Source organism: Streptomyces sp. NPDC029526 (genome assembly GCF_040637405.1).
Classification (GTDB): Bacteria; Actinomycetota; Actinomycetes; order Streptomycetales; family Streptomycetaceae; genus Streptomyces.
Window position 1 is genome coordinate 19,742 of the sequence record NZ_JBEZWE010000016.1, and the last position, 22,770, is coordinate 42,511.

The window sequence follows — 22,770 nt, forward strand, 5'->3', positions numbered from 1 at the left end:
AGTGGCCCACCACCGCCCTGCCCCCGCCCGAACCATCGCCCTCCCCCGCGACGGCCACTCCCCCCACCTGGTCCACCCGGCCGCCGTCGCGGACCTGCTGAACGCTCGAACACCTCACGAGCGCGCCGTCGGGCGCCGAGGCGGGGGCACCGCCCCCAGTAGCTCCCACAGAGGGCGCGAGCCCGTTGCCCATTGCGCGAGCACCCGGCGGTCGACGAGGTGGAGCCGCTGCTGCCTGGCGAAGGCACGGCCCGGCTGGGTGATGCGGCCGTTGGTGACCAGGACGACGACGTCCGCCCGATGGACGGGGCGGCCGGTGCCGTTGAGCACCTGCAGCTCGGGGGTGCCCACCGCGGCACCCCGGTCGCCGTCCCTACGGTGCTTGCACTGGATGACCCAGCGCCGGCCGTAGGGGTCGGTGGCCTTCACGTCCGCGCCGAGGTCGCCCCGGCCACCGACCTGGATCGCGTCCGTGCAGCCGTCACGGTGCATCAGATCTCTGATCGCGTACTCGAACTGCCGGTGGCCCAGCGTGTCCAGCTGCGCCAATCCGAGGCGCAGTGCGCGCATCCGGACGCCCTCCCACTTGGCGCGCTGGGCGCGGTGCTGCCACCAGCCCGCGCCGCAGAGCAAAGCCACCAGGGCGGCGAGGACGAGGACCCACCAGTGGGCGATCAGCCAGTTGACCACCATCACCGTCACACTGACCACTCCTGCCGCGGCACCCCCCACGGCCATCAGGCTCACATCGTTCTGCCGCCGCCGACGGCCGCGCTGAGCGGGACGGGTGGTGCTGCGCCGTCGAGGAGGTCGTCGGCTCATCGCCCACCGCCCAGGGCGGAGAGGTCGATGGGGTACGAGACCGTCGGTCCCGGTGGCGCCGGCCTCGGTTCGGGGACATCGAACTCGACCGGATAGGACACCGTGGGCCGTGGCTCAGCCATGCGTGCGGCCGACCGCCCGGCACTCTGGTCGAAGGGCATCGGGTGGACCGCCGCCGGCCCCTGCATCGGCTCCGTACGGGGACCGGGGTCACCACCTGCTTCCCCGTTGCCGTGGCCGAGGCCCACGACAACAACGGCGACCCATACGAGGATCATCACTTCTCTGCGGGCGCCCGGCGCCCACCGGGAATGTGCGCGCACGGGTGTCCCGTCGGAGCGTACGTACGAAGACACGAGCGGCATCTGGTCCTCCTGCAAGTCGTCGCGACCGAGGGGGCCCATGCTCGGGGCGACCACTGACAAACGATCTTGTCCGGGCGAGGCAGGATGCCTGTTCCGGACAGCAACGTCCGGTCAAGGCCACGACCGTGTGTCCGGCTTCGCTCGAACGACCGTTTCGCACGCAGGTGCATCCGCCGTGCGGACAGGCGACGGTGCCGGCTGTCCGTACAGCAGGTCGCTCCCCGGCCGTCGCCCGGCATCCATGGCCTGTCCCGGGTCTGCCCGGGCGGCGTCGGGGTCACCGTCGGGTCGGCGCTTCGGCGGGTGACGCGAAGTCTGCCTGTTCTGCCTCGGGCCGTTGAGGGCCTCGGCGTTCGGCTGGGAATCCGAAAGCGGACATGCAGCACATGGCCGAACACGGGGCGCTCACACTCACGGGGGCGGGTTCCAGCGTCAGGGTGCGCCCCGGCGCGTGTGACACCGGTCGCGACGGCGGGCCTCGCGGCCGGAAGGGCGGCCTGCTCCTGCTGCTGCGGGGGATGCGGCAGGCGAATCCCTGGCGGACCCGTCGCCCAGCCCTCCGTCGGCCGTCGGCTGCCGGTCGCGCGAAGGTTCGGGGACGACGTCGGCAGCGCGGGTCCGTGCACCGGGCAGGGTGCGCGGTGCGGCTATGCGGGAGGCGGTCCGTCGGACGGTCACCCCCGCCCGCCGCCGTCTCGCAGTCTTCACCGAAGGGGGGCCAGCGCCTGCCGCGCCGGAGGCGAGCTTCCGCTGGAGTGTCCGGACCGAGTGGAGAATGGCGTCGTCGCGCCCCTGCGTTCGCGGGGAGGACGACCACGACCGGCCCCGGAGGACCGATGACGCCAAGTCGCCCCACTGACCTCAGGAGAGTCCGATGACGACACGCCCCGCCGCCGACGAGCGCTCGGTCTCCGCCTACGGTCACCCGTTGCGATTCGGGTCCTTCATCACGCCCGCCAACACGGACCCGGCGCGGACGGTCGACCTGGCCGTCCTGTCCGAGCAGGTGGGCCTCGACCTGGTGACGTTCCAGGACCATCCGTACCAGCCGAGGTTCCTCGACACCTGGACCCTGCTGAGTTACGTCGCCGCGCGCACCAGCAGGGTCCACCTGTCGGCGAACGTCACGAACCTGCCGCTGCGTCCGCCGGCGGTGCTGGCCCGCAGCGTGGCGAGTCTGGACCTCCTCAGCGGCGGCCGGGTCGAACTCGGCCTCGGTGCTGGGGCGTTCTGGGACGCGATCGAGGCGATGGGCGGACGTCGGCTCACCGGCGGGCAGGGGGTGCGGGCGCTGGAGGAGGCGATCGACGTCATCCGGCAGATCTGGGATGCCGGGGAACGCGGCGGTGTCCGCGTCGACGGGGAGTTCCACCGAGTGCGGGGCGCCAAGCGCGGACCGGCTCCGGCACACGACGTCGGCATCTGGCTCGGGGCCTACAAGCCCCGCATGCTCGCGCTGACCGGCCGCCGCGCCGACGGCTGGCTGCCGTCGCTCGGTAACCTCGAGCCGGGCGACCTCGCCGCGGGCAACGCGATCATCGACGAAGCGGCACAGGAGGCCGGGCGGTCGCCCTCGGACGTGCGCCGACTGCTCAACATCAACGGCCGCTTCACCGCCGCGGGCCGCGGCACGTTGCACGGGCCGCCGGAGCAGTGGGCCCGGGAACTCGCCGAACTGGCCCTCGGCGACGGGGTCGGCACCTTCGTCCTGGCCAGTGACGACCCCGACGACCTGCGTCGCTTCGCCGGCGAGGTCGCCCCCGCCGTCCGTGAGCTCGTGGCGGCCGAAGGACGGGCCGCCCCGGCATCGGGCGCCGGCCAGCCCAGCGGGCATCCCCACGGGTGACTCACCTGTGCCACTGCCTGGCGCGGCCGGCGGGCCCTTCGCCGTCCCCGTCGCCGGGGCGACGGCACCCGCCACCGCAGTCGTCGGGCGCAGGTGTGGGACAGATCCGCCGCCCCCCGCCCCGTGGTCCCGCGCCCCTTCCCGCGCCCGCTTTCCGAGGGGTTCTGCACAGCGCCAGTTGGTCGGCGGTCGGGCCGGGGCCGGGGGTCGGGGGCCGGGGGTCGGGGACCGGTCAGGGCAGGCCCGCCTGCCGTCGGGCGAAGTGCGTCTCGGCCTCCTCCTCGAGCCGCTTCCGCTCGGCGACCGGGGTGGTATTGATCGCGCGCAGCGCGTCGTGGCACACCTTGCCCATGACGTCGTGCGTCACCCCGTGCTTCCGCATGGCCTCGATCAGTGCGTCCCAGGTGATCGGGTCGAGTTCACACGTCTCCTCATGGCGCCGCTCCTCGCTCATCCTCCGTGCCTTTCCCGCGCGGGTGACCGGCCCTTGTTGTCCAGAAAGGGCCGCAGGTCTCTGACGTCCTCGAAGACGGACCGGACGCCGTCGAGGTTGGCCCGGCAGAACGGGCGAGCGACTCAGTGGCTGATGCGTCAGGCACTCCCGACGGGCTGGGGCGCACGGCAGCCGCGTCGAGGGCGGACCCGGTCGGCCGGCCGGCTGACCGGAACGGGATGGGTCCGCGTGACGGCTCCCGCCCCCTCCCCTGCTCCCCTGCTCCCCCGCGCCCTCCGGCCACCGGCTGAGGGCCCACCGCCCACCGCCCACCGCCCTCGGCTGAGGGTCTACCGCGCCCTACTTGTCCTCACAGGTCGAACTCGATGTGCTCGATGTCCGTGAACCGGACTTCCTCCAGGCTTCCGGCCCGGCGGCCGCCGTCCTGGAAGTAGACCTCCTTGAGTCCTTCGGCCGCGATCTCGCGCAGTCGGGCATCCCCCGCACCCGCCTCCTGGGCCTCGAAGAGGCGGGCGGCGTACTGCGGGGGCAGGGCGACGGTCAGGTGCCGGACGCGGTCCTGGTCCGTCGATCCGACGGGTGCGGTGTAGCCCATGCGGGCCCGGGTGTCGATCACGATGCCGTCGGTGGTCGCCGCTCTGGCCTTGGCCCTGGCGCGGATCTGCGGCTGCCACCGCTTCTTGACCTCGCGTTCCAGACGGGCGGCCAGGTCCGGGCGGGGCTTCTTGATCTGGTCCTTCACATACCGTTCGACGGTGCGCTGGGAGATGCGCAGCATCTGGGCGACCGGCCGGGTCCCCTTGAGCTGCCTGACCAGGTAGCGCATCTGGGCGGGCGCGCTCTTGGGCGCCGGGCGGGTGAAGGCCTTGTGCACCGCGGCATCCAGGCCGTCGCCGAACAGGCTCATGTCGGCCCTCTCCTACTCTCCGCCGTCCACGTCGGTGACGGTGCCGTCCTTGATGTACCGGGCGAGGTTGAGGTCCGGGACGTCGAAGCGGTCGCGGACCTCCTCGCCCCACAGGACGGTCTGCGTGCCTTCGTGCTTGACCAGACCCGGATTGACGCCGAGCTTGAAGCCGCCGGGCAGCGGCCTGCCGTCCCGGTAGGGCAGGAAGTCCAGCGGACCGGGGCCGTCGGCCGCGTAGACGACGCAGTCGGAGAGAATCGCGACCGGGTACTGGCCGGTGAACGCCGCGTGCTTGAGGATCTTGCGGTGCAGGTTGATCCGGGTGCGGGAGATGACCGCTGCCCGGATGTCGGGCCGCCACGTCGGCCGGGCGAGGGCGCGCCACGGCTGGCCGGGACGCCATCCCTCCCCTCGGGGGCGTTCGCGGAGTTTGCCCAGGCCGCCCTTGACGGTCGCCTTGATGGCCGAGACGACGGCCGCCAGGTGGGGGTCGCGTTCCCGGTAGCCGTCCATCGCCGCGAGGAAGTCGGCCGGCGCCATGTCCGGGTACACGCCCAGGTCGGCCATGGTGGCGAGGTAGGCGTCGCGCAGCCGCTGGTACCAGCCGTCCAGGTAGCGGCCGTGCTCGTACCGGACCCATGCCTCGGCAGGGCGGACCTCGTAGCCCAGTTCCTGTGCGTAGGCGACGGTGGGTGTGGCGTACCAGGCAGGGCCCTCGGGGGCCTCTCCCTTCGGCGTGAACGGGCTGGGCAGCAGGCTGCCGTCCAGGGACACCCGTTCCTTGCCGAGCCTGACCTCGGACAGGTCGACGTGGGAGAGGTCCACCAGCCAGGAGCCGGGCAGCCTGGGGTCGAAGACCGGGTTCCTGACGTGCGTCGGGGCGCCGAGGCCGACGGTCAGGCCGTTCGCGCCGGCGGCGAACGCCATGTTGACGTCGAGGCCGACCAGGTGCCGCAGGGTGCACTCGGCGTCGGTCATGGGGCGGGCCCAGTCGTACGCCTCCTCGAACAGCATCTCGGCCGGGCCGCGGACGTGGAAGCGCGGCAGGTCCTTCAGGACGGGGTGGCCGTCGGGTGCCTCGCACGGCGCCGGGTCGACCGGGTCCTTGCCCAGCGAGCCGGGGTTGTGCTGGGAGTGCCGCCTGCCGTCGGCGTCGGGTTCCGAGGCCCGGGTCGGCGGGTGCAGGGCGGTCATCAGCTCCAGGCCGGTCACCGCGGTGGAGCCGCGCGGTGTCATCACCCGGGACGCGTACACGCCCAGCACGCGGGCGAGTTCGGCGGGCGGAAGGCGATGGGCCGTCCCCCAGTGCCGGGCGTCCAGGGCCTGCCAGGAGGGGATGCACAGCTGTACGCAGGCCCGTTCCGCACCGGTGGCGGGGCGGTAGATCCGCGCCCACGGGCCGAAGCCCCGCTTGGTCAGCTTCCAGCCCCCGCGGTGCAGTTGCCCGACCACCTTGTGGCCCTCCGGGATCCGCCCGGCGAGCCGCTCCACGTCGGTGAGGGTGGTCGGAAGCCCGTAGCGCCGCAGGGCGGTTTCGGTGAGGACGAGCAACGGGTCGGCGTCCTTGCCCGGGCCGGCCAGCTTCGGCTGCCCCAGCTTCGCCTCCGTGAGCGTCCAGTCCACCAGGGCGGGGAGGGACTTGGCCGGCACGTCGAGGACGAGTCCTCCGGTGCAGTACGCCAGCACCCGTCCGTCCGTGCCGGCGTCGATGACGGCGAGCGGTCCGTTCTCGAAACGTGCCTCCGTCGGCCCTGCCGGGGTGCTCCGCTTCGCACCCGGGCGGCGCGACGTCGATGTGCTGCCGGCGGTGGGCGCCGGTCGTCGCGCGGCCCGCTCGGCGGGGGCGGGAGCGGCCGAGGCCCGGGCGGGGGCGGTCGCGGCGGAACCGGAGGTCGCGGCGGAACCGGAGGTCGGGGAGGCGGGGCCGTGGGTCGTGGGGGCCGGGGCGGAGGTCGGGGCCGTCGGCGTGTGGGCGGGCCGGGTCGTGGGGTCGGTCCCGGTAGCCGGGCCTTCGGACCGGTGGTCCGACGAGGTCCGTGCCTGCGGTGGTGCGGGTCGGTCGACGGGCGGGCTCGGCAGCGGGTCCGGGGCGGGGTAGAGCTCCGCGAGCCTGTTCAGCAGGCGTGCGTACGCTTCCCGTTCGGGACCGCGCGGCTCGGTGGTCTTCTTGACCGACTCCCAGCCGGAGACCGTGGCCCGACGCACCTTCAGCGCGGCGGCCACCTCGTCCAGCGTCAGCCCGTGGGCGGTGCGCAAACGTTTGCGCTCCTCGGCCGGGGGCAGCGGCGAACGGGACGCGACCAGCGCGTCGACCGCGTCGAACAACTCGGACATCGAGCACCTCCCGGCCGACACCCTATCGAGCGCACCGTACGGATCGCGCACAACGCGCATACATATCGCGACCCCGCGGTCCGGGTCCGGTGTCACGGAGCAGGGAACACCCGTGCGGCCGACGGAGGTGACGCACCCGCCCCACCCGGCCCAGGGCCGCGCGCCACCCGTCGAACCCCGGGCATCCACCGGGCTGTGCCGGTACGCCGGGGCGGGCCGGGCAGCGCCGGGCAGCGACGGAGGTCGCCTCTGGTCGGGGCCCGCGGGACAGGTGTCGACTACATAGTGCGAGCCCAGTACATGGCGGCGGCCCACATTGTGGCGTGCAGGTGGCCCACACCACACTGCCGGATGTCGCTCGGGCACGTCACGGTGATCCCCTCCACCCCACGCGGGGGTCCTCCCTGTCCTCTTCAGCTGCCCGAACGTTTCCGCCATCGCACCAAGGAGCGTCACGGTCATGCGTAGATCCGTTGTTCTCGCCACCGCCCTCGCCGGCGTCACCACGCTGTTCACCGCCGCCTGCTCGGCTCCCGGGGGCGCCGACGCGTCGAACGGGGGCAAGGAGGTCAAGGTCGCCCTGATCACCTCCACCAGCGGGCCGCTCGCCTCCTACGGGGAGCAGTACCTGCAGGGGTTCGAGGCCGGCCTCGACCACGCCACCGACGGTACGGGCGAGGTCGACGGCATCCGGATCCGGGTGTTGAAGGACGACGACGGCGGCGACCCGGCCAAGGGCGTCTCGCTGGCCAAGCAGCGGATCGGTCAGGGCGTGCCGGTGATCGCCGGCTCCGCGGCCTCGGGGGTGGCCACGCAGATCGCGGCGGTGGCCGGGCAGAACAAGACGCTCTACATCAGCGGGCCGGCGGCCACCGACGCCCTCACCGGTGTCAACCGCTACACCTTCCGCTCCGGCCGGCAGACGTACCAGGACGTGATGACCGCGAAGAACATCCTGGGCGACTCGCCGGGCAAGAAGGTCGTGGTGCTGGCACAGGACAACGCGTTCGGTCAGGCCAACGCCGAGGCGGTGGCGTCGGTGCTGGGCACGGACGGGACGAAGGTGACGTCGGTGCTGGCCCCGCCCAGTGCCACCGACCTGACCCCGGTGGCGCGCAAGGTGAGGGCCGCCGGACCGGACATGGTGTTCGTTGCCTGGGCCGGGGACACCGCGCAGGCGATGTGGTCCACGCTCGACCAACAGGGCGTCCTGGATGCCGCCACCGTGGTCACCGGGCTGGACAGCCGGGCCAGTTACCCCGTCTTCGGCAAGGCGCGCGAGAAGGTCACCCTGCTCGCCCACTACGTGCCCGAAGCGACCCGCACCGCTCAGGCGCAGCACATGCGGACGTACTTCGGCAAGAAGAAGTGGCAGGAGGACCTGTTCACGCCGGACGGCTTCAACGCCGCCCAGATGGTCGTCGAGGCCGTGCGCGCCGGCGGGACGAACGGTGACACCGACGCCATGGTCAAGGCGCTGGAGGGCTTCACCTTCACCGGGGTCAAGGGGAAGAACACCGTCCGCGCGTCGGACCACGCGCTCCTGCAGCCCACGTTCCAGGCCAAGTTCACCACGGCCGGCTCGCCCGAGGTCTCCCGGACCTTCCAGCCCGGGCAGGTCGCCCCCGTCGAGAAGAAGATCGGCTGATCATGGCACCCGTTCTGCAACTGGACGGTCTGTGCTGGTCCGTCGGCGGGGCCGCCATCATCCAGGACGTGTCCCTGGCTGTCGGCGAGGGTGAACTCCTGGCCGTCATCGGGCCCAACGGTGCCGGCAAGACGTCCCTGTTCAACCTCGTCAGTGGTCTGACCCGGGCCACCGGCGGGAGGATCCTCCTCGACGGCGACGACATCACCGCCCTGTCCCCCCACCGCCGTTCCGGCCGGGGGATCGGCCGCACCTTCCAGTCCTCCTCGCTGTTCGCCACCATGACCGTCGCCGAGCACGTCGAACTGGCCGCCCGCTGCGCCGGCGTGCGCCGGGTGAGCGCCTCCGACGTGGCGGGCGTGCTGGCCCGGGTACGGCTGAGCGGCCGTGGCCCGGACCTGGCGGCCGGTCTGTCCCACGGCGACAAGCGCAAGCTCGAGCTGGCCATGCTCCTGGCCCCCACGCTGCAGACGGGCGGGGACCGGGCGAGGCTGATGCTCCTGGACGAGCCCATGGCGGGGGTCGCCTCGGAGGAGACCGGCGAGCTGACCGACCTCATCCGCACCCTGCACCGCGACGAGGGCCGCACGGTCCTCCTCGTCGAGCACCACATGGACGTGGTCCTCGGTCTGGCCGACCGCATCGCCGTCATGCACCACGGCAGGCTGCTGGCCGCCGCCGCTCCCGACGCCGTCATGGCCGATGCCACCGTCCAGCAGGCCTATCTCGGAGACGCACTGTGACCCCACCACCCACACCTCCGGCACCGGCGGCACCGCCCCCGGCGCCGCAGTCGAAGACGGAGTCGGTCCTCTCCGTGCGCGGACTGGACGTCGACATCGCCGGTTCCCGCATCCTGACGGGCATCACCTTCGACGTCCCCGCCACCGGGGTGACCGCGCTCCTCGGACGCAACGGCGTCGGCAAGACCACGACCCTGCGCGCCGTCCTCGGTCTGCTTCCCGACGGCGGGCGGATCACCGCCGGTGAGGTCACCTTCACCGGTGAGACCATCACCCACGAACCCACCCACCGCACCATCCGGCGCGGCATCGGCTACGCCCCCGAGGACCGGGGCGTCTTCGCCCACCTCACCGTCGCCGAGAACCTGACCCTCGCCGAGCGCCCGGGCAGCCGCCACCACTACGACCTCGTCCACGACCTCTTCCCGGAGCTCGCCGCCCGGCGCAGCCAGCACGCCGGCACCCTCTCCGGTGGCCAGCAGCAGATGGTCGCGCTGGCGCGGACCCTCCTCAACGACAACACCCTCGTGATCGTCGACGAACCCACCAAGGGTCTCGCGCCCCGTGTCGTCACCGAGACGGCCGAGGTCCTCGAACGCGCCGCCCAGCACCTGCCGATGCTTCTCGTCGAACAGAACCTCGCCGTCGTCCGCCGTCTGGCGGACCGGGCCGTCGTCCTCGACGCCGGTCAGGTCGTCCACACGGGGACCGCGCACGACCTGCTCTCCGACACCGACCGCACCACCGCACTCCTGGGCGTCGGCAGCCGCACCCGAACCGGCCGTACCCACGGAGCCGCCTGATGGACACCCTCGTCCTGCTCACCCTGACCGGACTCGGCCTGGGTGCCCTGTACTTCCTCATCGCCTCCGGTCTGGCCCTCATCTTCGGCCTGATGGACGTCCTGAACTTCGCCCACGGCGCGTTCCTGACGGTGGGCTGCTACACCGCCTGGGTCACCGCGGACGCCGTCGGCGGTGTGCCGGGGCTTCTGCTGGCCACCGTCGTCGGTACCCTCACCGGTCTCGTCCTCGCCGTCGTCGTCGAACTCGTCCTCATCCGGCGCCTGTACGGGCGGGTGAAGGAGCAGATCCTCGTCACCGTCGGCCTTTCGCTGGCCATTCCCGCGCTCGTGCAGACCGTGTGGGGGGCGGACGCCCGGCCCTTCCCCGTCCCGGACGCCCTCGCCGGCACCTTCGACGTCCTGGGGGCGCGGGTCCCCGTCAACCGGCTGCTCCTGATCGCCGTCGCGGTGCTGGTCCTGACGGGCATCCGCCTCTTCCTCGCCCGCACCCGCTTCGGTCTCGTCGTGCGGGCCGGTGTCGAGGACCGCGCCATGGTGACGGCCCTCGGCATCGACGTCACCCGGGCCTTCACCCTCGTCTTCGCCCTCGGCGGAGCCCTCGCCGGACTGGCGGGCGTGCTGGGCGGGCTCTACTTCGGGTCCCTCTCCCCCCATCAGGGGACCTCACTGCTCGTCTTCGCCTTCGTCGTCGTCATCATCGGCGGTCTGCACTCCATCACGAAGGTCGCCGTCGCCGCGCTGACCGTCGGCCTGGTCCAGCAGTACGCCAACTACTACGCGGGCGGGTACGGCGACCTCGCCGCCGTCATCCTCCTCGCGGTGGTCGTCCTCACCCGCCCCGCGCCCAACACCGACACGCCGTGGCAACGGCTGCGCCGCGTCCTCAGCGTCCCGTCACCTGCGGTGGCGGCGACCGCCGGGGGCCCCGTCGCCGACCCCGCGGGCGGCGGCCCGGCAGCCGCGACCCGCCCCACCGAGAACGCCGCAGACAGTGCACCGACCGTGGAGACCTCGGAGACCGCGGGCACTGCCGCTGCCCGCACCCCAGGAAGCGCCGGCCCCGACGGCAGCGCAGGAGGCACCTCATGACCGCCACTCGTACTCCCCCGGCCGCCGCAGCCCCGGCCACCACGGCCGGCCGACCGCGGGCGGGCCACCCCCTGCGACGGCTGCGCCCGCTGGCCCTGCCCGCCGCGCTCCTGGTCGTCCTCGCCCTGCTCCCCTACTCGTCCCTGAGCATCCCCTTCCTCCTCGACGGTCCGGTCAACTCCCCCGGCTCCCTGCAGCTGCTCGCGCTCTGCCTGGTCTTCGGTGCCCTCGCCACGGGCTACGACCTCATGTTCGGCCGGACGGGTCTGCTGTCCTTCGGGCACGCCCTCTACATCGCCGGCGGCGCCTACGGCACCCAGCTCGCCATGAGCGAGCTGGGCCTGACGCTCCTGCCCGCCGCCCTGCTCACCCTCGCCCTCGGCACCCTCACCGCCGTCATCCTCGGTGCCATCTCCCTGCGCACCCTGGCCCTGGGCGGTGTCGGCTTCGCCATGGTCACCCTCGCCTTCGCCCAGGCAGGGGCCATCTTCACGGAACGCAACCCCGGAGGCATCACGGGCGGCGAGGAGGGTCTGCCCCTCCACACCGACACCATTCCGGCCGCGCTCCAGGGGGTCGCCAACACCGCTCACCTCTACTGGCTCGCTCTCGCGTACCTCACGCTGGTCACCGCCATCGTCTGGACGGCGACCCACCGGCCCGCCGGCCGCCTCTGGCAGGCGATCCGCGACAACGAGCCCCGCGTCTCGGTCCTGGGCCGCAACCCCTTCACGCACAAACTCGCCGCGTTCACGCTCGCCTCGGCCCTCGCGGTGCTCGGTGGCATCTGCCACCTGCTCATCACCGCCGGTGCCACTCCCCACACCACCACCCCCGAGTTCACCCTGACGCTGCTGGTGATGGCCGTCCTCGGCGGCAGCGGGACCCGCTACGGCCCCCTCGTCGGCGGCATCCTCTTCACCTACCTCGACCAGCGCCTCGCCCAGCTCAACCTGGGCATCGAACCGATGCTGATCCTCGGCACCCTCTTCATCCTGGCGGTCCTGTTCAAGACCGGCCGCGCCGGCCGGACCCCGGGGAAGAGGAAGGCACCCCGCTCGCCCCACCCGGAGAAGGAGGGACCGGCCACATCATGACCGACCACATCAGGCCGGCCGCGCACCCCGACGCCCGCACGGCCCCCGTCCCGGGCAGCGGCCCCGGCGCGGACACCGGCACCGGGCCCGGCGCGGACCCGAGCACGCACACCCGCACCGGCACCGGCACCGGCACCGGCAGCACGGATGCCGTCCCGGGTACGGGCGTGAGCGGTGCCGGCGGTGAGCACGGGACCGTCGCCCGGACCCGCAGCCGGACGCACACCACCGTCCCGGTCAGCGGGGGCGAGCTCGCCGTGACCCACTGGCCGGGCACCGGCACTCCCGTGATCGCCCTGCACGGCATCACCGCCAACTCGCTGGCCTTCGCCGCACTGGCCGAGGCCCTCCCCGGGACCGACCTGCACGCCCTCGACCTCCGCGGTCGCGCGGCCAGCGCCCACCTCCCCGGGCCCTACGGCCTCACCGCACACATCGAGGACACCCTCGCCGTCCTCGACCATCTCGGCCGACACCAGGCCGTGCTCATCGGGCACTCCATGGGCGCGTTCATCGCCGCCCTCGCCGCCGCGCGCCATCCCGACCGATTTCCCCACGTCATCCTGCTCGACGGCGGGCTTCCCCTGCCGCTCCCGGCCGACTGCTCCGACAGCGACGGCGGCCCGGACGCCGAGCAGATCCTTCACCGCCTCATCGGCCCGGCCCTCGACCGCCTCGCCCTGACGTTCGCCTCCCGCGACGCCTATCACTCCCACTTCCGTGAGAATCCCGGCGTGGGCCGGTACTGGGACCACCACTTCGTCGCATACGTCGACCACGACCTCGCCGGCCGGCCACCCGCGCTCCGCAGCAGTTGCCGTCCCGAAGCCGTCCGCGCCGACGCCACCGACATCCTCAACGACCCCGACCTGCACACCGCCCTGCACCAACCGCACACCCGTGCCACGCTCCTCTACGCCGAGCGTGGCGCCCTCGACCAGCCCCAGCCGTTCTACACCTCGCAGCAGATCGCCGCCCGTCTCGGCGATGCCACACAGGTCACCGCTCGACGCATCAAGGACACCAACCACTACACCATCCTGCACACGCCCACCGCGGACACCGTCGCGGCCATTTCCTCGGCCCTCGACTCCGCTGAAACGAAAGGTATCTGACAGGCCGTCACGGGACTGGAGCCGGCGGTCGGCTCGCCATCGGCGAGTGTCTCGTCCCGCGGCCCTCGTGCGGGGCCGCTGAACCGGGCGCGCGCGACGACCGCGTCGCGCCCGCCCGGTTCACCGGAGGCCGGTCGGACTCGGTCCGGCCGGGCCGGTCCCGACCGGGACCCGCCGGGGTCCGGTCGGGCCGAGGGACCGGACTCATCGTGGACATGCCTCACTCGTCCGTGACACGGCCGGTCGCTCGACCACGGATCGCGGGCAGGGCGCACGGCCATGCGGGCCAACCTGGGCATGAGGCCGTCGTCCGCGGGCAGGTGGACCGGATTGCTCCGGAACAACCGTGGATGGGAAGCGATCGCGACGATGGCCCAGGCATCGGACTCGACGACCGGGACAAAAGGCGAGTCGGAGACGACTGCGAGAAGTGTCGCCACGAGAGTTGCCGACACGGCTACCGGTGGCCGCAGATCCGTCGCCGCGTCGGCGGGCCGGGGCTTTCCGTCGGCGGTGGCGCGCAGTGGGCGGGTGGACGGCCTGGACGGGCTGCGCACGTTCGCCGTGTCGCTGGTCATCGTCTACCACGTGTCACCGGACCTCGTGCCGGGTGGTTCGGTGGCCGTCGACCTCTTCTTCACGATCAGCGGCTTCGTCATCACCCGCCTGCTGCTCGCCGAGTACGCCCGCACGGGTGACGTCGCCCTGCTCTCCTTCTACCGGCGTCGCTGGTACCGGCTGGTCCCGGCCCTGCTGGCGCTCTGCGCGGTCTGCGCGGTGCTGTCCGTGACCACCCCGCTCTGGGGGTTCGACGGCGGCTGGCGGGCCGCCGTGCTGTCGGCGCTGTTCCTGACCAACCTCGTCCGGGCCGGGGAACCCGGGCCCTATTCCGACCTCACCGCACCCCTGGCGCACACCTGGTCGCTGGGCGTGGAGGAGCAGTTCTACCTGCTCTGGCCCCTGGTGATGCTGGCCCTGCTGCGCTGGACCCGGGCGCGCACCGTGCTGCTGTGCACCGCCGTCCTGTGCCTCCTGCCGGTTCTGTGGCGCTGCGTCCTGTGGAGTCCCGACGCGGCCCACCGTATCTACAACGGCACCGACACCCGCGCAGACCAACTGCTGGCGGGGGCCCTGGTGGCCGTCGTGCTGGCCCGGTTGCGTGCGGACGATCCCCGGCTGGCGGTGCTGCGCACCTGGGCGGGGCGGTTGGCCTGGCCCGCGTTCGGGCTGGTGCTGCTCGCCGCCTGGCGGATGCCGGTGACCGCCGACATCGGGGTGTGGACGGTCGCGTGGTACACGATCGGGTTCCTGGGCATGGCGGTCCTGTCCGCTTCCCTCGTGGCGGAGCTCGAACTGCGGCCCGACGGGTGGATGTCACGGCTGCTGTCGTTCACGCCGGTGGCATGGGTGGGCCGGAACCTGAGCTACGGGATCTACCTGTGGCACTACCCCGTGGTACGGCTGTTGGCCTCCCTCGGGCTGAAGGAGGGACGGCTGCCCACCACGATCGTCCTGACCGTGTTCATGGCGCTTCTGTCCTACTACCTCATCGAGGCACCCTTCCTGCGACGAGCCCGCGGTCGAGACCGGAAAAGGACGCGTACCGCGGCCGGTGCCTGAGCGCGTCGAGACCGGGGTCCTGCCGCGGCATACCGGCGCCCCGCAGCGCGCGGCCGGGGTGCGACGTCCGGGCGAGCCGACGTGTCGCCGGAGCAGAGCGTCCGCATGTCCCGCATTCCGATGCCGGACCACCGGGAAGGGCCCGCGTCGGAGGACCGGCGCCCTGCGCGCCCGCTGCGGTCGGCCGCGCGCACCGCTGCCGGTGACGAGGCTGTCCCTCGTCACCGGCGGGGCGACCGGTCGGCCGGCGTGCGGTCAGGCGACCGGTCGGCCGGTGTGCGGTCATTGGAGCCAGCGGTTCCGGGTGACGAGGGGAAGCCGGGCCCACGCCCTGCCCAGTCCCCACGTGACGCCGGCTCCCGTGGCGGCCAGGGCGATCAGGACGACCGCATAGATCAGGTGATAGTCGACGAAGGGATTGGTCGACATGCTCGGCGAACCGTCCGACAGGTGCCTGGCCGGCGGCCAGTCCGCGATCCACATCAGCGCCATCATCAGCGTGCCCGCGACGGCCGCGAGCCGGAGCGCGACTCCCGCGATCAGAGCGGCACCGATGCCGAGCAGACCCAGCATGAACAGCCAGTCCGCCCATCCGGCCCCGGCCCAGGTGTGGAAGGTGGACTCCATGGGTCCGGCCGCGACACCGTTGAGGTACCCCTGGGTGGGTGAGCCTCCGTCGACCCACGCCCTGTCGGACGGGGTCGCGTAGCTGAGACCGAAGGTCTTGTCGAGGAAGGCCCACAGGAAGACGAACCCGGTCAGCAGGCGCAGACCGGCGAAGACGCGATCGCGGGTGGTGCTCGCCGCGCCGGTGGCGGATGCGGGTGTGGTGGACGCGGTCCCGGCACGGTCCAGGTGCGGGAAGCGGTATCGCGGACGCCGGTGCGGATGGTCGTGAACTGCCATGCTGCTCATCCCTCTCGGGGGAAGGTGGCGCTGGATCCGGACGACTTCGTTGCGCCTTCAATGTCTCGCGTCCCCGTGCGCTGCCGGAGGGGCCACCCGACTCCCTCCCAGGGCCGAACGTCCCGCGTCCGCGGGCTGGTCGGCGGCCCCACGGGGACGCCGGCCCCGCCATCGGCCGGAACGGCCGGCGAGGTGAGGACGGGATGCCTACGGGCTGCTCCCCGCCCCCACCGGGCCGCCGGCAGGTCCCAGGCCGTGCCGGGCGAGGGCGGATCGATCACGGACAGGCGGACTGGATGGCGGCAGACGGCAGGCGGCAGGCCGTCAGCGCTCGCGCAGGGCTCCCACGGCCGACATCGTGCGCAGCACGGCACTCCTCAGGCCGGGGTGCCGTCGCACGACGCGGTGCGCGGCACGGGCGGGTTCGCGACGGGCCCAGTGCAGGGCGGCGCCCGGGGTGGCTCTCCGCAGGACGCCCTCGTGCACGGACACGTGGCCGGTCTTGAAGGAGTCCTTGTAGGCGGCGTCCCCTCTGCCGAAGTCGAAGAGCTGGATACCCGAGGCGGCGGCTGCCTCGATCATGTGCAGGAAGAGGATGCGACCGGGAGAGTACGTCGCCAGGGCCCGGTCGTAGGAGGGGAACCAGCAGCAGAAGACGGTGCGTGAACGCAGTCCGAAATGCGCGGCCACCGGTCGCTCACCGGCGTGGAGCACAGACAGCACTCCCCTGCATTCGGGGTGGGTGCTGGTGGCGAGGTGACGCACCAACTGGTCGATCCAGGGCTGCGCGAAGGGGTCTCTGCGTCCGGTCCGGCGGTAGTGGGCGGACTTCCAGGCGAGCAGGGTGGCCAGCGCGTCCGGGTCCCGGTCGTCGTGGAAGAGGCGCACGGGACCGAGGTGCCGGCTCAGACGCCGCTCCTGTGCCCTGGCGCCCTTGAGGAAACTCCGGGAGCGGGAGCGCAATTGGGCTTCGTAGTGCGCGAATCCGGGAGTGAGGTCGATGACGGGTGACGTGAAGCGGCCGGTCGCATGTGGGACGAACAGCCGCTGCTCACCGCCGAGATGGTTGAACTCCCAGGAGTTGAGCGAGCATGCCTCCAGGAGGCTCTTGGGATCCAGGGTCTCCCGGGGGTGGACGACGGCGCCCTGGTGGTCCGAGACGCCCATCCCGAGCGCGGTGCCGTGGCCGAAGCGCCCTCGCTGATACGGGAAGTAGGCGACCGGCTCACCGTCGCGCCGCACGACGGCCACCCGGGTGTCGGGTCGTGTCCCGTCGACCGCTCGGGCGAAGTACGCGCTCATGAAGGGATTGGCTGCGGCGGGCCCGGGGGCCATGGCCTGCAGTGCGTCCCACCGGGCGAGATCCTCGGGTGTCATCTCGCGGGGACGCACGACGTGGATGCGGCTGTTCATGGGTCTCCTGATCGCACAGGGATGAAGGGGGCGGCCGTCGCGGGCCGGGACTGCCGGGGGCACGCCGGCCGCGGGTGACGCGGGAAGTCGCCGAGCGACACCCGGCGGCCCACCGTGACGCCCGCAGGCAGGCGGGCCGTGAGGTAGGTGGGCCGGCATGCGATGCGTCACGGGTCGGGGGGCCGCGGCGTCGGGCCGGGGCAGTCAGCAGCTCCTCGGCGCCTCGCTCCGCACCCGCCGTGCGCAGGGCGACGACGGGGGTCGCTTCCGGAGCACGGTCCGGCACTGCTCCGGTGGGCCTCTGATGGCGGGGCCGGCACGTCGAGGCGGCCGGGAGCCCACCGCGGTCGACGAGCGGACGGCGCCTGGCGGGCTGGGCGGCAGGGGGTCCGCATGTGACACCCCGTGCCATGGCGCGGCGGCGCACGGCGCACCTGGCTCCACGGTGGAGCACCATGCCCTGGGCAGGGCCTTCGGGGAGGGTCCGGGCAGGGAGGCTGGCGATCATGACGGATCCATCGTGCGCGCCCGGCGATCGACACGGCACCGTAACGCGGAAGCCGGACAGGGGAACCTTTGGCCGAACCGCCACGTCCACGGGTGAACGCACACCTCGTGCCGTCACCGGACCGGCCGGACAGCGAGACGTCCGGTGCGGTGCGCGCCGTTCGGCCCCAGGGGGTCCCGGGCGCAGGCGAGCCTCAGGCGCGGGCGAGTCTCGGGCGGGGGCGGGGTCCCGTGCAGCCCCGATCGGACACGGTCAGTGGTACGGCTCGAGGTGAGAGGGCGCTCGGTGTCGGTGCCCTGGCCGGATTCGACCAGCCGGAGCACCTCTCTGGCGGGCGGCCTCGCCCTTGCCGTCCAAAGGGCTCCACTGCTGCGCGGGCGCCGACGTCGGAGTACGTTTTCGGACTTTCCCTGTGCCAGAACTCGGACGAGCGTCCCTCGACGACCGCCACACCCTATTCTTCTACACGTTTGTAGAACGTCTGCGTCAGGCGGACCTCACACTCTACGGAGATGACACACATGGCGTCGATCGACCTCGACACGGTGCTGGACAAGGCCTGGGCGGACAAGAGCCTGCCCGAGATCCTCGCCGCCCCGGTGGCCGCGCTGAAGGGCGTCTCGGAGCGCGACGGCGAACTGCTGCAGGAGGCCTTCGGGGTCAAGACGGTGGCCGACCTGGCCGACCTCAAGTACGCCCGCTGGGCTCAGGCCCTGGCCGCCCTCGACGCGGCCAGGTAGCCGGCCGATCCGCCGGGCGGTGCCGCCCGCGCCGCACCGCCCGGCGGACCACTCGTAGGCGCCGCTCGCGCTGGCGGAGCCCCGGCACCCCGCCCGCGGCTGTCGGGCCGCAATGCTCCTCGCCGAGGATCGGCGGGCTCGGGTCCGGGCCCGAGCCCGGGGTGGAGTGAGGTGACCCGCGGTCGCCACCGGCTGTCCGGTCCGCCGCCCAATCGCCGCCCCGCCCCATGGACCGCCCAGGCCGCCCGACCACCGCCCGCCATGCCCCACCCGCTGGTGCACCCGTCCCCCGACTGCTCTCGTCCCCCCGACGCCTCAGCGGGACGCCATCGTCGGGATCCCGTCGTCGGGGCGTCGTCGGGGCGCCGTCGTGTGGGGCGTCGCCGCCGGGGGCTCGTTCGCGGTGACACAAGCATCTCGGTTTGCGCCGGGGGGACCGCGGAGACCCGTTCGAGGCGGACAACGGACCGCCGACCGAAGGGACGCCCTGGGCGACAGCCGTCGCATCGTGCGCCAGACTCTAAGGGTCACTGCCGGTCGATCACACTCAAGAGGGGCCGGACCATGCATGATGTGCCGCTGTGGCTATGGTTGGTGTTCGCCGCCACCATCGTGGTGTCGTTGGCGATCGATCTCCTGGCGCACCGACATGCCCATGTGATCGGCTTCCGTGAGGCCGCCGCGTGGAGCTGTGGATGGATCGGACTGGCCGTCATCTTCGGTGTCGTGGTGTTCTTCGTGGTCGGTACGACCGCGGGAGTGGAGTACACCACCGCCTGGCTTCTGGAGAAGAGCCTGTCCGTCGACAATCTCTTCGTCTTCGCCCTGATCTTCGGCTATTTCAAGGTGCCCCGCGCCTACCAGCATCGGGTGCTGTTCCTCGGTGTGCTGGGCGCCCTGGTCTTCCGCGGCATCTTCCTGGCCGCCGGTGTGGCGGTGGTCAGCCGGTTCACCGCCGTCCTGTTCGTCTTCGCCGCCATCCTCTTCTACAGCGCCTACAAGATCCTCAAGGACGAGGACGAGAGCTTCGACCCCGGCAAGAGCTTTGCCGTCAGGCTGCTCCGCAAGGTCGTTCCGGTGAGGGACGACTACGCGGGCACCAAGTTCTTCGTCAAGGAAGCCGGCAAACGCGTCGCCACTCCCCTGCTGGCCGTCGTCGCCGCGATCGAGGCCGCCGACCTCGTCTTCGCCGTCGACAGCGTGCCCGCCGTTCTGGCGGTGAGCAGCGACGCCTTCATCGTGTACACCAGCAACGCCTTCGCCATTCTCGGCCTCCGAGCCCTGTACTTCATGCTCGCCGGCCTGCTCGACCGCTTCCACTACCTCAGCAAGGGCCTGGCGCTCATCCTCGCCTTCATCGGCGTCAAGCTCATCCTTCAGGCGTCCCACAAGACGATCAACACAGCCATCCCCGAGATTCCCTCACTGATCAGCCTCGCCGTCATCGCCACCATCCTGGCCGCCTCCATCACCCTCAGCCTCCTGCGTCCTCCGCCCGGCGACGCCGGAACCGCGGGCGCGGCGGGCGACGAGGCCGCGGACGGAGGCAAGACCGCCGGGAGCGGTGCGAGTCGGACCGAGCCGGTCCGCTCGGCCGATCCGCCGGACCCGACTGACACACCGGACGCCAGGTGACCCGTCCCGGCACGGACCACTCCACCGCGGCCGTGCCGGGTTCGTACGAGGCCCGCACGGCCGTGCCGGGTTCGTTCGGGGCGGGCCTCGGAACGGTTCCCGGCCAGGTAGGCGATTACCCGAAACGCCCATAAAGAGGCAAAGCCGGGGTAAAACCTCGTCATGGATGATGAGAACAAGCAGTCCGAGCCGACCGCGCCGCCCGCATTCGCCTGCCGCTCCTGCAAGCAGCCGGTGGATGCCGTGGTGGAACGACACAAGACCATGGGGGTCTTCGTCCCCTCGTGGAGGGCAGGCCCCTGCCACAACGAGCGCTGCGACGAGTACGTACCGGAGCAGGTACCGATCACCTCGGTTCGCAGTTCGGTCTGGAAGAAGGCGACCGGCTGGTCACCTCACTGACCTCCGGGCCACGGGCGCCCGCCGGATCACCGTGCCGGACCGGCCGCCGGGCGGAGTCAGGGCCGAACGGGGCCGGCCGTCGCGGGCGGGCGTCGGCGTCCAGGTGACCGGGCGCAGACTCCCGAACCGCTCCGTCGGCTCGTCGCCACGTCCGCCGTCGAGGGCGGGCACGGAAACCGCCGCGGAATCGGCCACGATCACGGCGTGGGCGTGGGCGTGGGCGTGCGCGTGGTCGTGGTCGTGGTCGTCGTCGTGGTCAGTCGAAGGTCTCGATGTACTCCTCCGGCGGGCCGAGGTCGGGGCGGTCGTGGAGGGTGATCCGGTCGCCGAAGCGCTGCGTCTCGAGAACGGTGAGGATGTTCCGGCCGGGGCGCAGCAGCGGTCCGGGGAGGTAGAGCGTGCGCTGCGGGCCGATCTCCCAGTAGCGGCCCAGCAGGGTGTCGTCGATCCACAGGAACCCCTTGCCGAAGCCGGGGAGGGCCACGAAGGTGTCCGCGGGCTCGTCCACGTGCAGCACGGCCTCGGCGAAGCCCGCCTGCCCGTCGGAGGAGCCTGCCGAGACGGCTCGGGCCAGGTCCAGCCGGGTCCACTCGTCCAGGGGCAGCCGGTGCATGGTCCACTGGTGCACCAGCCGGCGGTCCACCAGCACGCCTCCGAGGATGCCCTTGCCCTGGCCGAGCAGGGGGCCGTAGTTGATCCGGCCCTGGTTCTCCACCAGCAGGTCCAGCCGGATGCGGCGTCCGGTGCCCTGGACGGTGACCGAGGTGGTGTCGGCGTCCAGGACGGCCACGGGTTTTCCGTCGACGAACACCTGAGCGCGGTCGTGGAGTTGCCGCACCGACAGTTCGACGGGGCCCGGGGGGAGGAGTGGTTCGGCCGTGTAGAGGACGAGTCCGGCCGCCTGTCCCAGTTCCCCGAAGCTGAGCGGCACCGGTGCGCGTACCGCTTCGGATGCCGCGCGCAGTCCGTCGAGCAGCGCCGCTCGCCGGGTGAGTTCCAGGGACCGGGGTGTCAGCAGTGGCGGGTCGGCGGGGACGGGACGGGCGGCCACGGCGGGGGTGACGGCGGTCAGCCGGTCCCGCATGGCGAAGAACTTGGGGGTCAGGGCCCCGTGTTCGGCGATCGGCGCGTCCGAGTCGTAGCTGGTGACGGTCGGCTGGATCCGCTCGCCGTCGTGGTTGGCGCCCGACCACAGGCCGAAGTTGGTGCCGCCGTGCGCCATGTAGAGGCTCACCGAGCCGCCCTCGTCGAGGATGCCCTGCAGAGCGTCCGCGGCGCTGTCGGGGGACCGCACATGGTGCGGTTCCCCCCAGTGATCGAACCATCCGTTCCAGAACTCGGCGCAGAAGAACGGCTCACCCGGACGTCGCTCACGCAGCAGCTCCGCCGCCTGGGCGGGCTTCGAACCGAAGGTGGCGGTCGCCAACTCCCCGGTCAGGGAGCCGCCGTCCTGCATCAGGGGGGTCGGGCCGTCGGCCGTGTAGAGCAGTTCGGTGACGCCCCGCTCGATCAGCGCGTCCCGCACCCAGCGGACGTAGGCGTGGTCGTCGCCGTAACTGCCGTACTCGTTCTCGATCTGGACGGCCACGACCGGGCCTCCCTCGCCGTGCTGGAGGGCGGCGACGCGGGGAATCAGCACGTCGAACCATCGCTGCACGGCGTGCAGGAAGGGCGGGTGGGAGGTGCGCAGCCGCATGCCGGGGGTGTCGGTGAGCCAGGCGGGCAGACCGCCGTTGTCCCATTCCGCGCAGATGTACGGACCCGGTCGCACGATGACGTCCAGGCCCTCGTCCTGGGCGAGCCGGAGGAAGCGCTCCAGGTCGCGTCCGCCCTCGAAGTCCACCTCGCCCTGGGTACGTTCGTGGAAGTTCCAGGGCACGTAGGTGTCGACGGTGTTGAGTCCGAGGGCAGCCAGCCGGCGCAGCCGGTCGGTCCAGTGCCCGGGGTGGACGCGGAAGTAGTGCAGGGAGCCGGCCAGGACACGGTGCGGCCGTCCCTCGCGCAGCAGTGCGCCGTCCGCGTGGGTGAGGGCGGCCGGCGCCCGGCGGACCGGGTGGTCCGGCACGGCGGGCACTCCTGGCGTGCTCACGACTCGGCTCCGAACCGGGTGAGTGATCTGGTCACAACTCCTCTTCCAGGGCTCGGGGCAGGGGCCGTGGCGGCCGCCGTGGGAGCAGCCGCAGGCGCTCGGGCGTGAACCGATCGGTAACCAACCGGCGCCCCATCGGAAACCTTTCGGCACAGCCCGACTATCCCAGACGTTGTGATCGCTGCCAATGGTCCTGGGCCGTTATTCAGTATGCGGCTACCGGGTTTTGCTC

18 protein-coding genes are annotated in these 22,770 nt (G+C 72.3%); 11 read left to right on the top strand and 7 right to left on the bottom strand.

Annotated features, from left to right (window positions below; translation table 11 throughout):
• Nucleotides 1-114: 114 nt before the first annotated feature.
• On the bottom strand, nt 115-822 hold the full coding sequence (locus AB0F01_RS25575; RefSeq protein WP_362100153.1) for a restriction endonuclease: 708 nt from the start codon (nt 820-822) through the stop codon (nt 115-117).
• Between the two features lie 1,239 nt (nt 823-2,061).
• Between AB0F01_RS25575 and AB0F01_RS25580 the strand changes: the two genes are divergently transcribed.
• Nucleotides 2,062-3,033 (top strand): LLM class flavin-dependent oxidoreductase, encoded by a 972-nt coding sequence (locus AB0F01_RS25580; RefSeq protein ID WP_362100156.1) that lies wholly within the window; start codon nt 2,062-2,064, stop codon nt 3,031-3,033.
• A gap of 232 nt (nt 3,034-3,265) precedes the next feature.
• Here AB0F01_RS25580 and AB0F01_RS25585 read toward each other — a convergent pair whose 3' ends face one another.
• The 3 genes from AB0F01_RS25585 to AB0F01_RS25595 all read right to left on the bottom strand — a co-directional run bounded on the left by AB0F01_RS25585 (nt 3,266) and on the right by AB0F01_RS25595 (nt 6,728).
• Nucleotides 3,266-3,487, bottom strand: a complete 222-nt coding sequence (locus AB0F01_RS25585; protein ID WP_362100159.1) for a hypothetical protein — start codon at nt 3,485-3,487, stop codon at nt 3,266-3,268.
• Nucleotides 3,488-3,836: 349 nt separating this feature from the next.
• Entirely contained in the window at nt 3,837-4,394 is a 558-nt protein-coding gene (locus AB0F01_RS25590; RefSeq protein WP_362100162.1) for an XRE family transcriptional regulator, read from the bottom strand.
• A 12-nt stretch (nt 4,395-4,406) separates the two neighbouring features.
• Complete coding sequence (locus AB0F01_RS25595) at nt 4,407-6,728, bottom strand: helix-turn-helix transcriptional regulator (protein ID WP_362100165.1); 2,322 nt, start codon at nt 6,726-6,728, stop codon at nt 4,407-4,409.
• A 460-nt stretch (nt 6,729-7,188) separates the two neighbouring features.
• Here AB0F01_RS25595 and AB0F01_RS25600 point away from each other — a divergent pair, with 460 nt between their 5' ends.
• From AB0F01_RS25600 to AB0F01_RS25630, 7 genes are all read left to right on the top strand, one after another.
• Nucleotides 7,189-8,376, top strand: a complete 1,188-nt coding sequence (locus tag AB0F01_RS25600) for a substrate-binding domain-containing protein (protein WP_362100168.1) — start codon at nt 7,189-7,191, stop codon at nt 8,374-8,376.
• A gap of 2 nt (nt 8,377-8,378) precedes the next feature.
• Nucleotides 8,379-9,119, top strand: coding sequence for an ATP-binding cassette domain-containing protein (locus AB0F01_RS25605; protein ID WP_362100171.1), 741 nt, complete (start codon nt 8,379-8,381; stop codon nt 9,117-9,119).
• Nucleotides 9,120-9,193: 74 nt separating this feature from the next.
• Nucleotides 9,194-9,922: an ABC transporter ATP-binding protein gene (locus AB0F01_RS25610; protein WP_362100399.1), complete on the top strand. Its 729-nt coding sequence runs from the start codon at nt 9,194-9,196 to the stop codon at nt 9,920-9,922.
• Nucleotides 9,922-11,013: a branched-chain amino acid ABC transporter permease gene (locus AB0F01_RS25615; RefSeq protein ID WP_362100174.1), complete on the top strand. Its 1,092-nt coding sequence runs from the start codon at nt 9,922-9,924 to the stop codon at nt 11,011-11,013. Before AB0F01_RS25610 ends, AB0F01_RS25615 begins: the two co-directional genes overlap by 1 nt.
• On the top strand, nt 11,010-12,110 hold the full coding sequence (locus AB0F01_RS25620; protein WP_362100177.1) for a branched-chain amino acid ABC transporter permease: 1,101 nt from the start codon (nt 11,010-11,012) through the stop codon (nt 12,108-12,110). Before AB0F01_RS25615 ends, AB0F01_RS25620 begins: the two co-directional genes overlap by 4 nt.
• Nucleotides 12,107-13,225, top strand: coding sequence for an alpha/beta hydrolase (locus tag AB0F01_RS25625; RefSeq protein WP_362100179.1), 1,119 nt, complete (start codon nt 12,107-12,109; stop codon nt 13,223-13,225). The genes AB0F01_RS25620 and AB0F01_RS25625 overlap by 4 nt, the downstream gene beginning before the upstream one ends.
• Nucleotides 13,226-13,738: 513 nt before the next feature.
• Nucleotides 13,739-14,845 carry an acyltransferase gene (locus AB0F01_RS25630; RefSeq protein ID WP_362100181.1) on the top strand — a complete coding sequence of 369 codons (1,107 nt, stop codon included), beginning with the start codon at nt 13,739-13,741 and terminating at the stop codon, nt 14,843-14,845.
• A gap of 282 nt (nt 14,846-15,127) precedes the next feature.
• Here the strand turns inward: AB0F01_RS25630 and AB0F01_RS25635 are convergent, their stop codons facing one another.
• Nucleotides 15,128-15,751 (bottom strand): DoxX family protein, encoded by a 624-nt coding sequence (locus tag AB0F01_RS25635; RefSeq protein ID WP_362100183.1) that lies wholly within the window; start codon nt 15,749-15,751, stop codon nt 15,128-15,130.
• 324 nt (nt 15,752-16,075) lie between these two features.
• Nucleotides 16,076-17,164 carry a GNAT family N-acetyltransferase gene (locus AB0F01_RS25640; protein WP_362100186.1) on the bottom strand — a complete coding sequence of 363 codons (1,089 nt, stop codon included), beginning with the start codon at nt 17,162-17,164 and terminating at the stop codon, nt 16,076-16,078.
• Between the two features lie 1,029 nt (nt 17,165-18,193).
• Here AB0F01_RS25640 and AB0F01_RS25645 point away from each other — a divergent pair.
• From AB0F01_RS25645 to AB0F01_RS25655, 3 genes are all read left to right on the top strand, one after another.
• A complete protein-coding gene (locus tag AB0F01_RS25645) occupies nt 18,194-18,412 on the top strand; it encodes a hypothetical protein (protein ID WP_362100402.1) in 219 nt (72 codons plus the stop codon).
• 564 nt (nt 18,413-18,976) lie between these two features.
• Nucleotides 18,977-20,047 (top strand): TerC family protein, encoded by a 1,071-nt coding sequence (locus tag AB0F01_RS25650; protein WP_362100188.1) that lies wholly within the window; start codon nt 18,977-18,979, stop codon nt 20,045-20,047.
• 162 nt (nt 20,048-20,209) lie between these two features.
• Nucleotides 20,210-20,449 carry a hypothetical protein gene (locus tag AB0F01_RS25655; RefSeq protein WP_362100191.1) on the top strand — a complete coding sequence of 80 codons (240 nt, stop codon included), beginning with the start codon at nt 20,210-20,212 and terminating at the stop codon, nt 20,447-20,449.
• 256 nt (nt 20,450-20,705) lie between these two features.
• Here AB0F01_RS25655 and AB0F01_RS25660 read toward each other — a convergent pair whose 3' ends face one another.
• On the bottom strand, nt 20,706-22,538 hold the full coding sequence (locus AB0F01_RS25660; RefSeq protein WP_362100194.1) for a beta-galactosidase family protein: 1,833 nt from the start codon (nt 22,536-22,538) through the stop codon (nt 20,706-20,708).
• Between the last annotated feature and the right edge of the window lie 232 nt (nt 22,539-22,770).

Excerpts from the sequence above, each read along its gene's own strand:
- AB0F01_RS25585 (WP_362100159.1), bottom strand. The coding sequence starts at position 3,487 with ATGAGCGAGGAGCGGCGCCATGAGGAGACGTGTGAACTCGACCCGATC.
- AB0F01_RS25650 (WP_362100188.1), top strand. The coding sequence starts at position 18,977 with ATGCATGATGTGCCGCTGTGGCTATGGTTGGTGTTCGCCGCCACCATC.
- AB0F01_RS25590 (WP_362100162.1), bottom strand. The coding sequence starts at position 4,394 with ATGAGCCTGTTCGGCGACGGCCTGGATGCCGCGGTGCACAAGGCCTTC.
- AB0F01_RS25635 (WP_362100183.1), bottom strand. The coding sequence starts at position 15,751 with ATGGCAGTTCACGACCATCCGCACCGGCGTCCGCGATACCGCTTCCCG.
- AB0F01_RS25580 (WP_362100156.1), top strand. The coding sequence starts at position 2,062 with ATGACGACACGCCCCGCCGCCGACGAGCGCTCGGTCTCCGCCTACGGT.
- AB0F01_RS25595 (WP_362100165.1), bottom strand. The coding sequence starts at position 6,728 with ATGTCCGAGTTGTTCGACGCGGTCGACGCGCTGGTCGCGTCCCGTTCG.
- AB0F01_RS25620 (WP_362100177.1), top strand. The coding sequence starts at position 11,010 with ATGACCGCCACTCGTACTCCCCCGGCCGCCGCAGCCCCGGCCACCACG.
- AB0F01_RS25615 (WP_362100174.1), top strand. The coding sequence starts at position 9,922 with ATGGACACCCTCGTCCTGCTCACCCTGACCGGACTCGGCCTGGGTGCC.
- AB0F01_RS25600 (WP_362100168.1), top strand. The coding sequence starts at position 7,189 with ATGCGTAGATCCGTTGTTCTCGCCACCGCCCTCGCCGGCGTCACCACG.
- AB0F01_RS25625 (WP_362100179.1), top strand. The coding sequence starts at position 12,107 with ATGACCGACCACATCAGGCCGGCCGCGCACCCCGACGCCCGCACGGCC.
- AB0F01_RS25575 (WP_362100153.1), bottom strand. The coding sequence starts at position 822 with ATGAGCCGACGACCTCCTCGACGGCGCAGCACCACCCGTCCCGCTCAG.
- AB0F01_RS25645 (WP_362100402.1), top strand. The coding sequence starts at position 18,194 with ATGGCGTCGATCGACCTCGACACGGTGCTGGACAAGGCCTGGGCGGAC.
- AB0F01_RS25655 (WP_362100191.1), top strand. The coding sequence starts at position 20,210 with ATGGATGATGAGAACAAGCAGTCCGAGCCGACCGCGCCGCCCGCATTC.
- AB0F01_RS25605 (WP_362100171.1), top strand. The coding sequence starts at position 8,379 with ATGGCACCCGTTCTGCAACTGGACGGTCTGTGCTGGTCCGTCGGCGGG.
- AB0F01_RS25640 (WP_362100186.1), bottom strand. The coding sequence starts at position 17,164 with ATGAACAGCCGCATCCACGTCGTGCGTCCCCGCGAGATGACACCCGAG.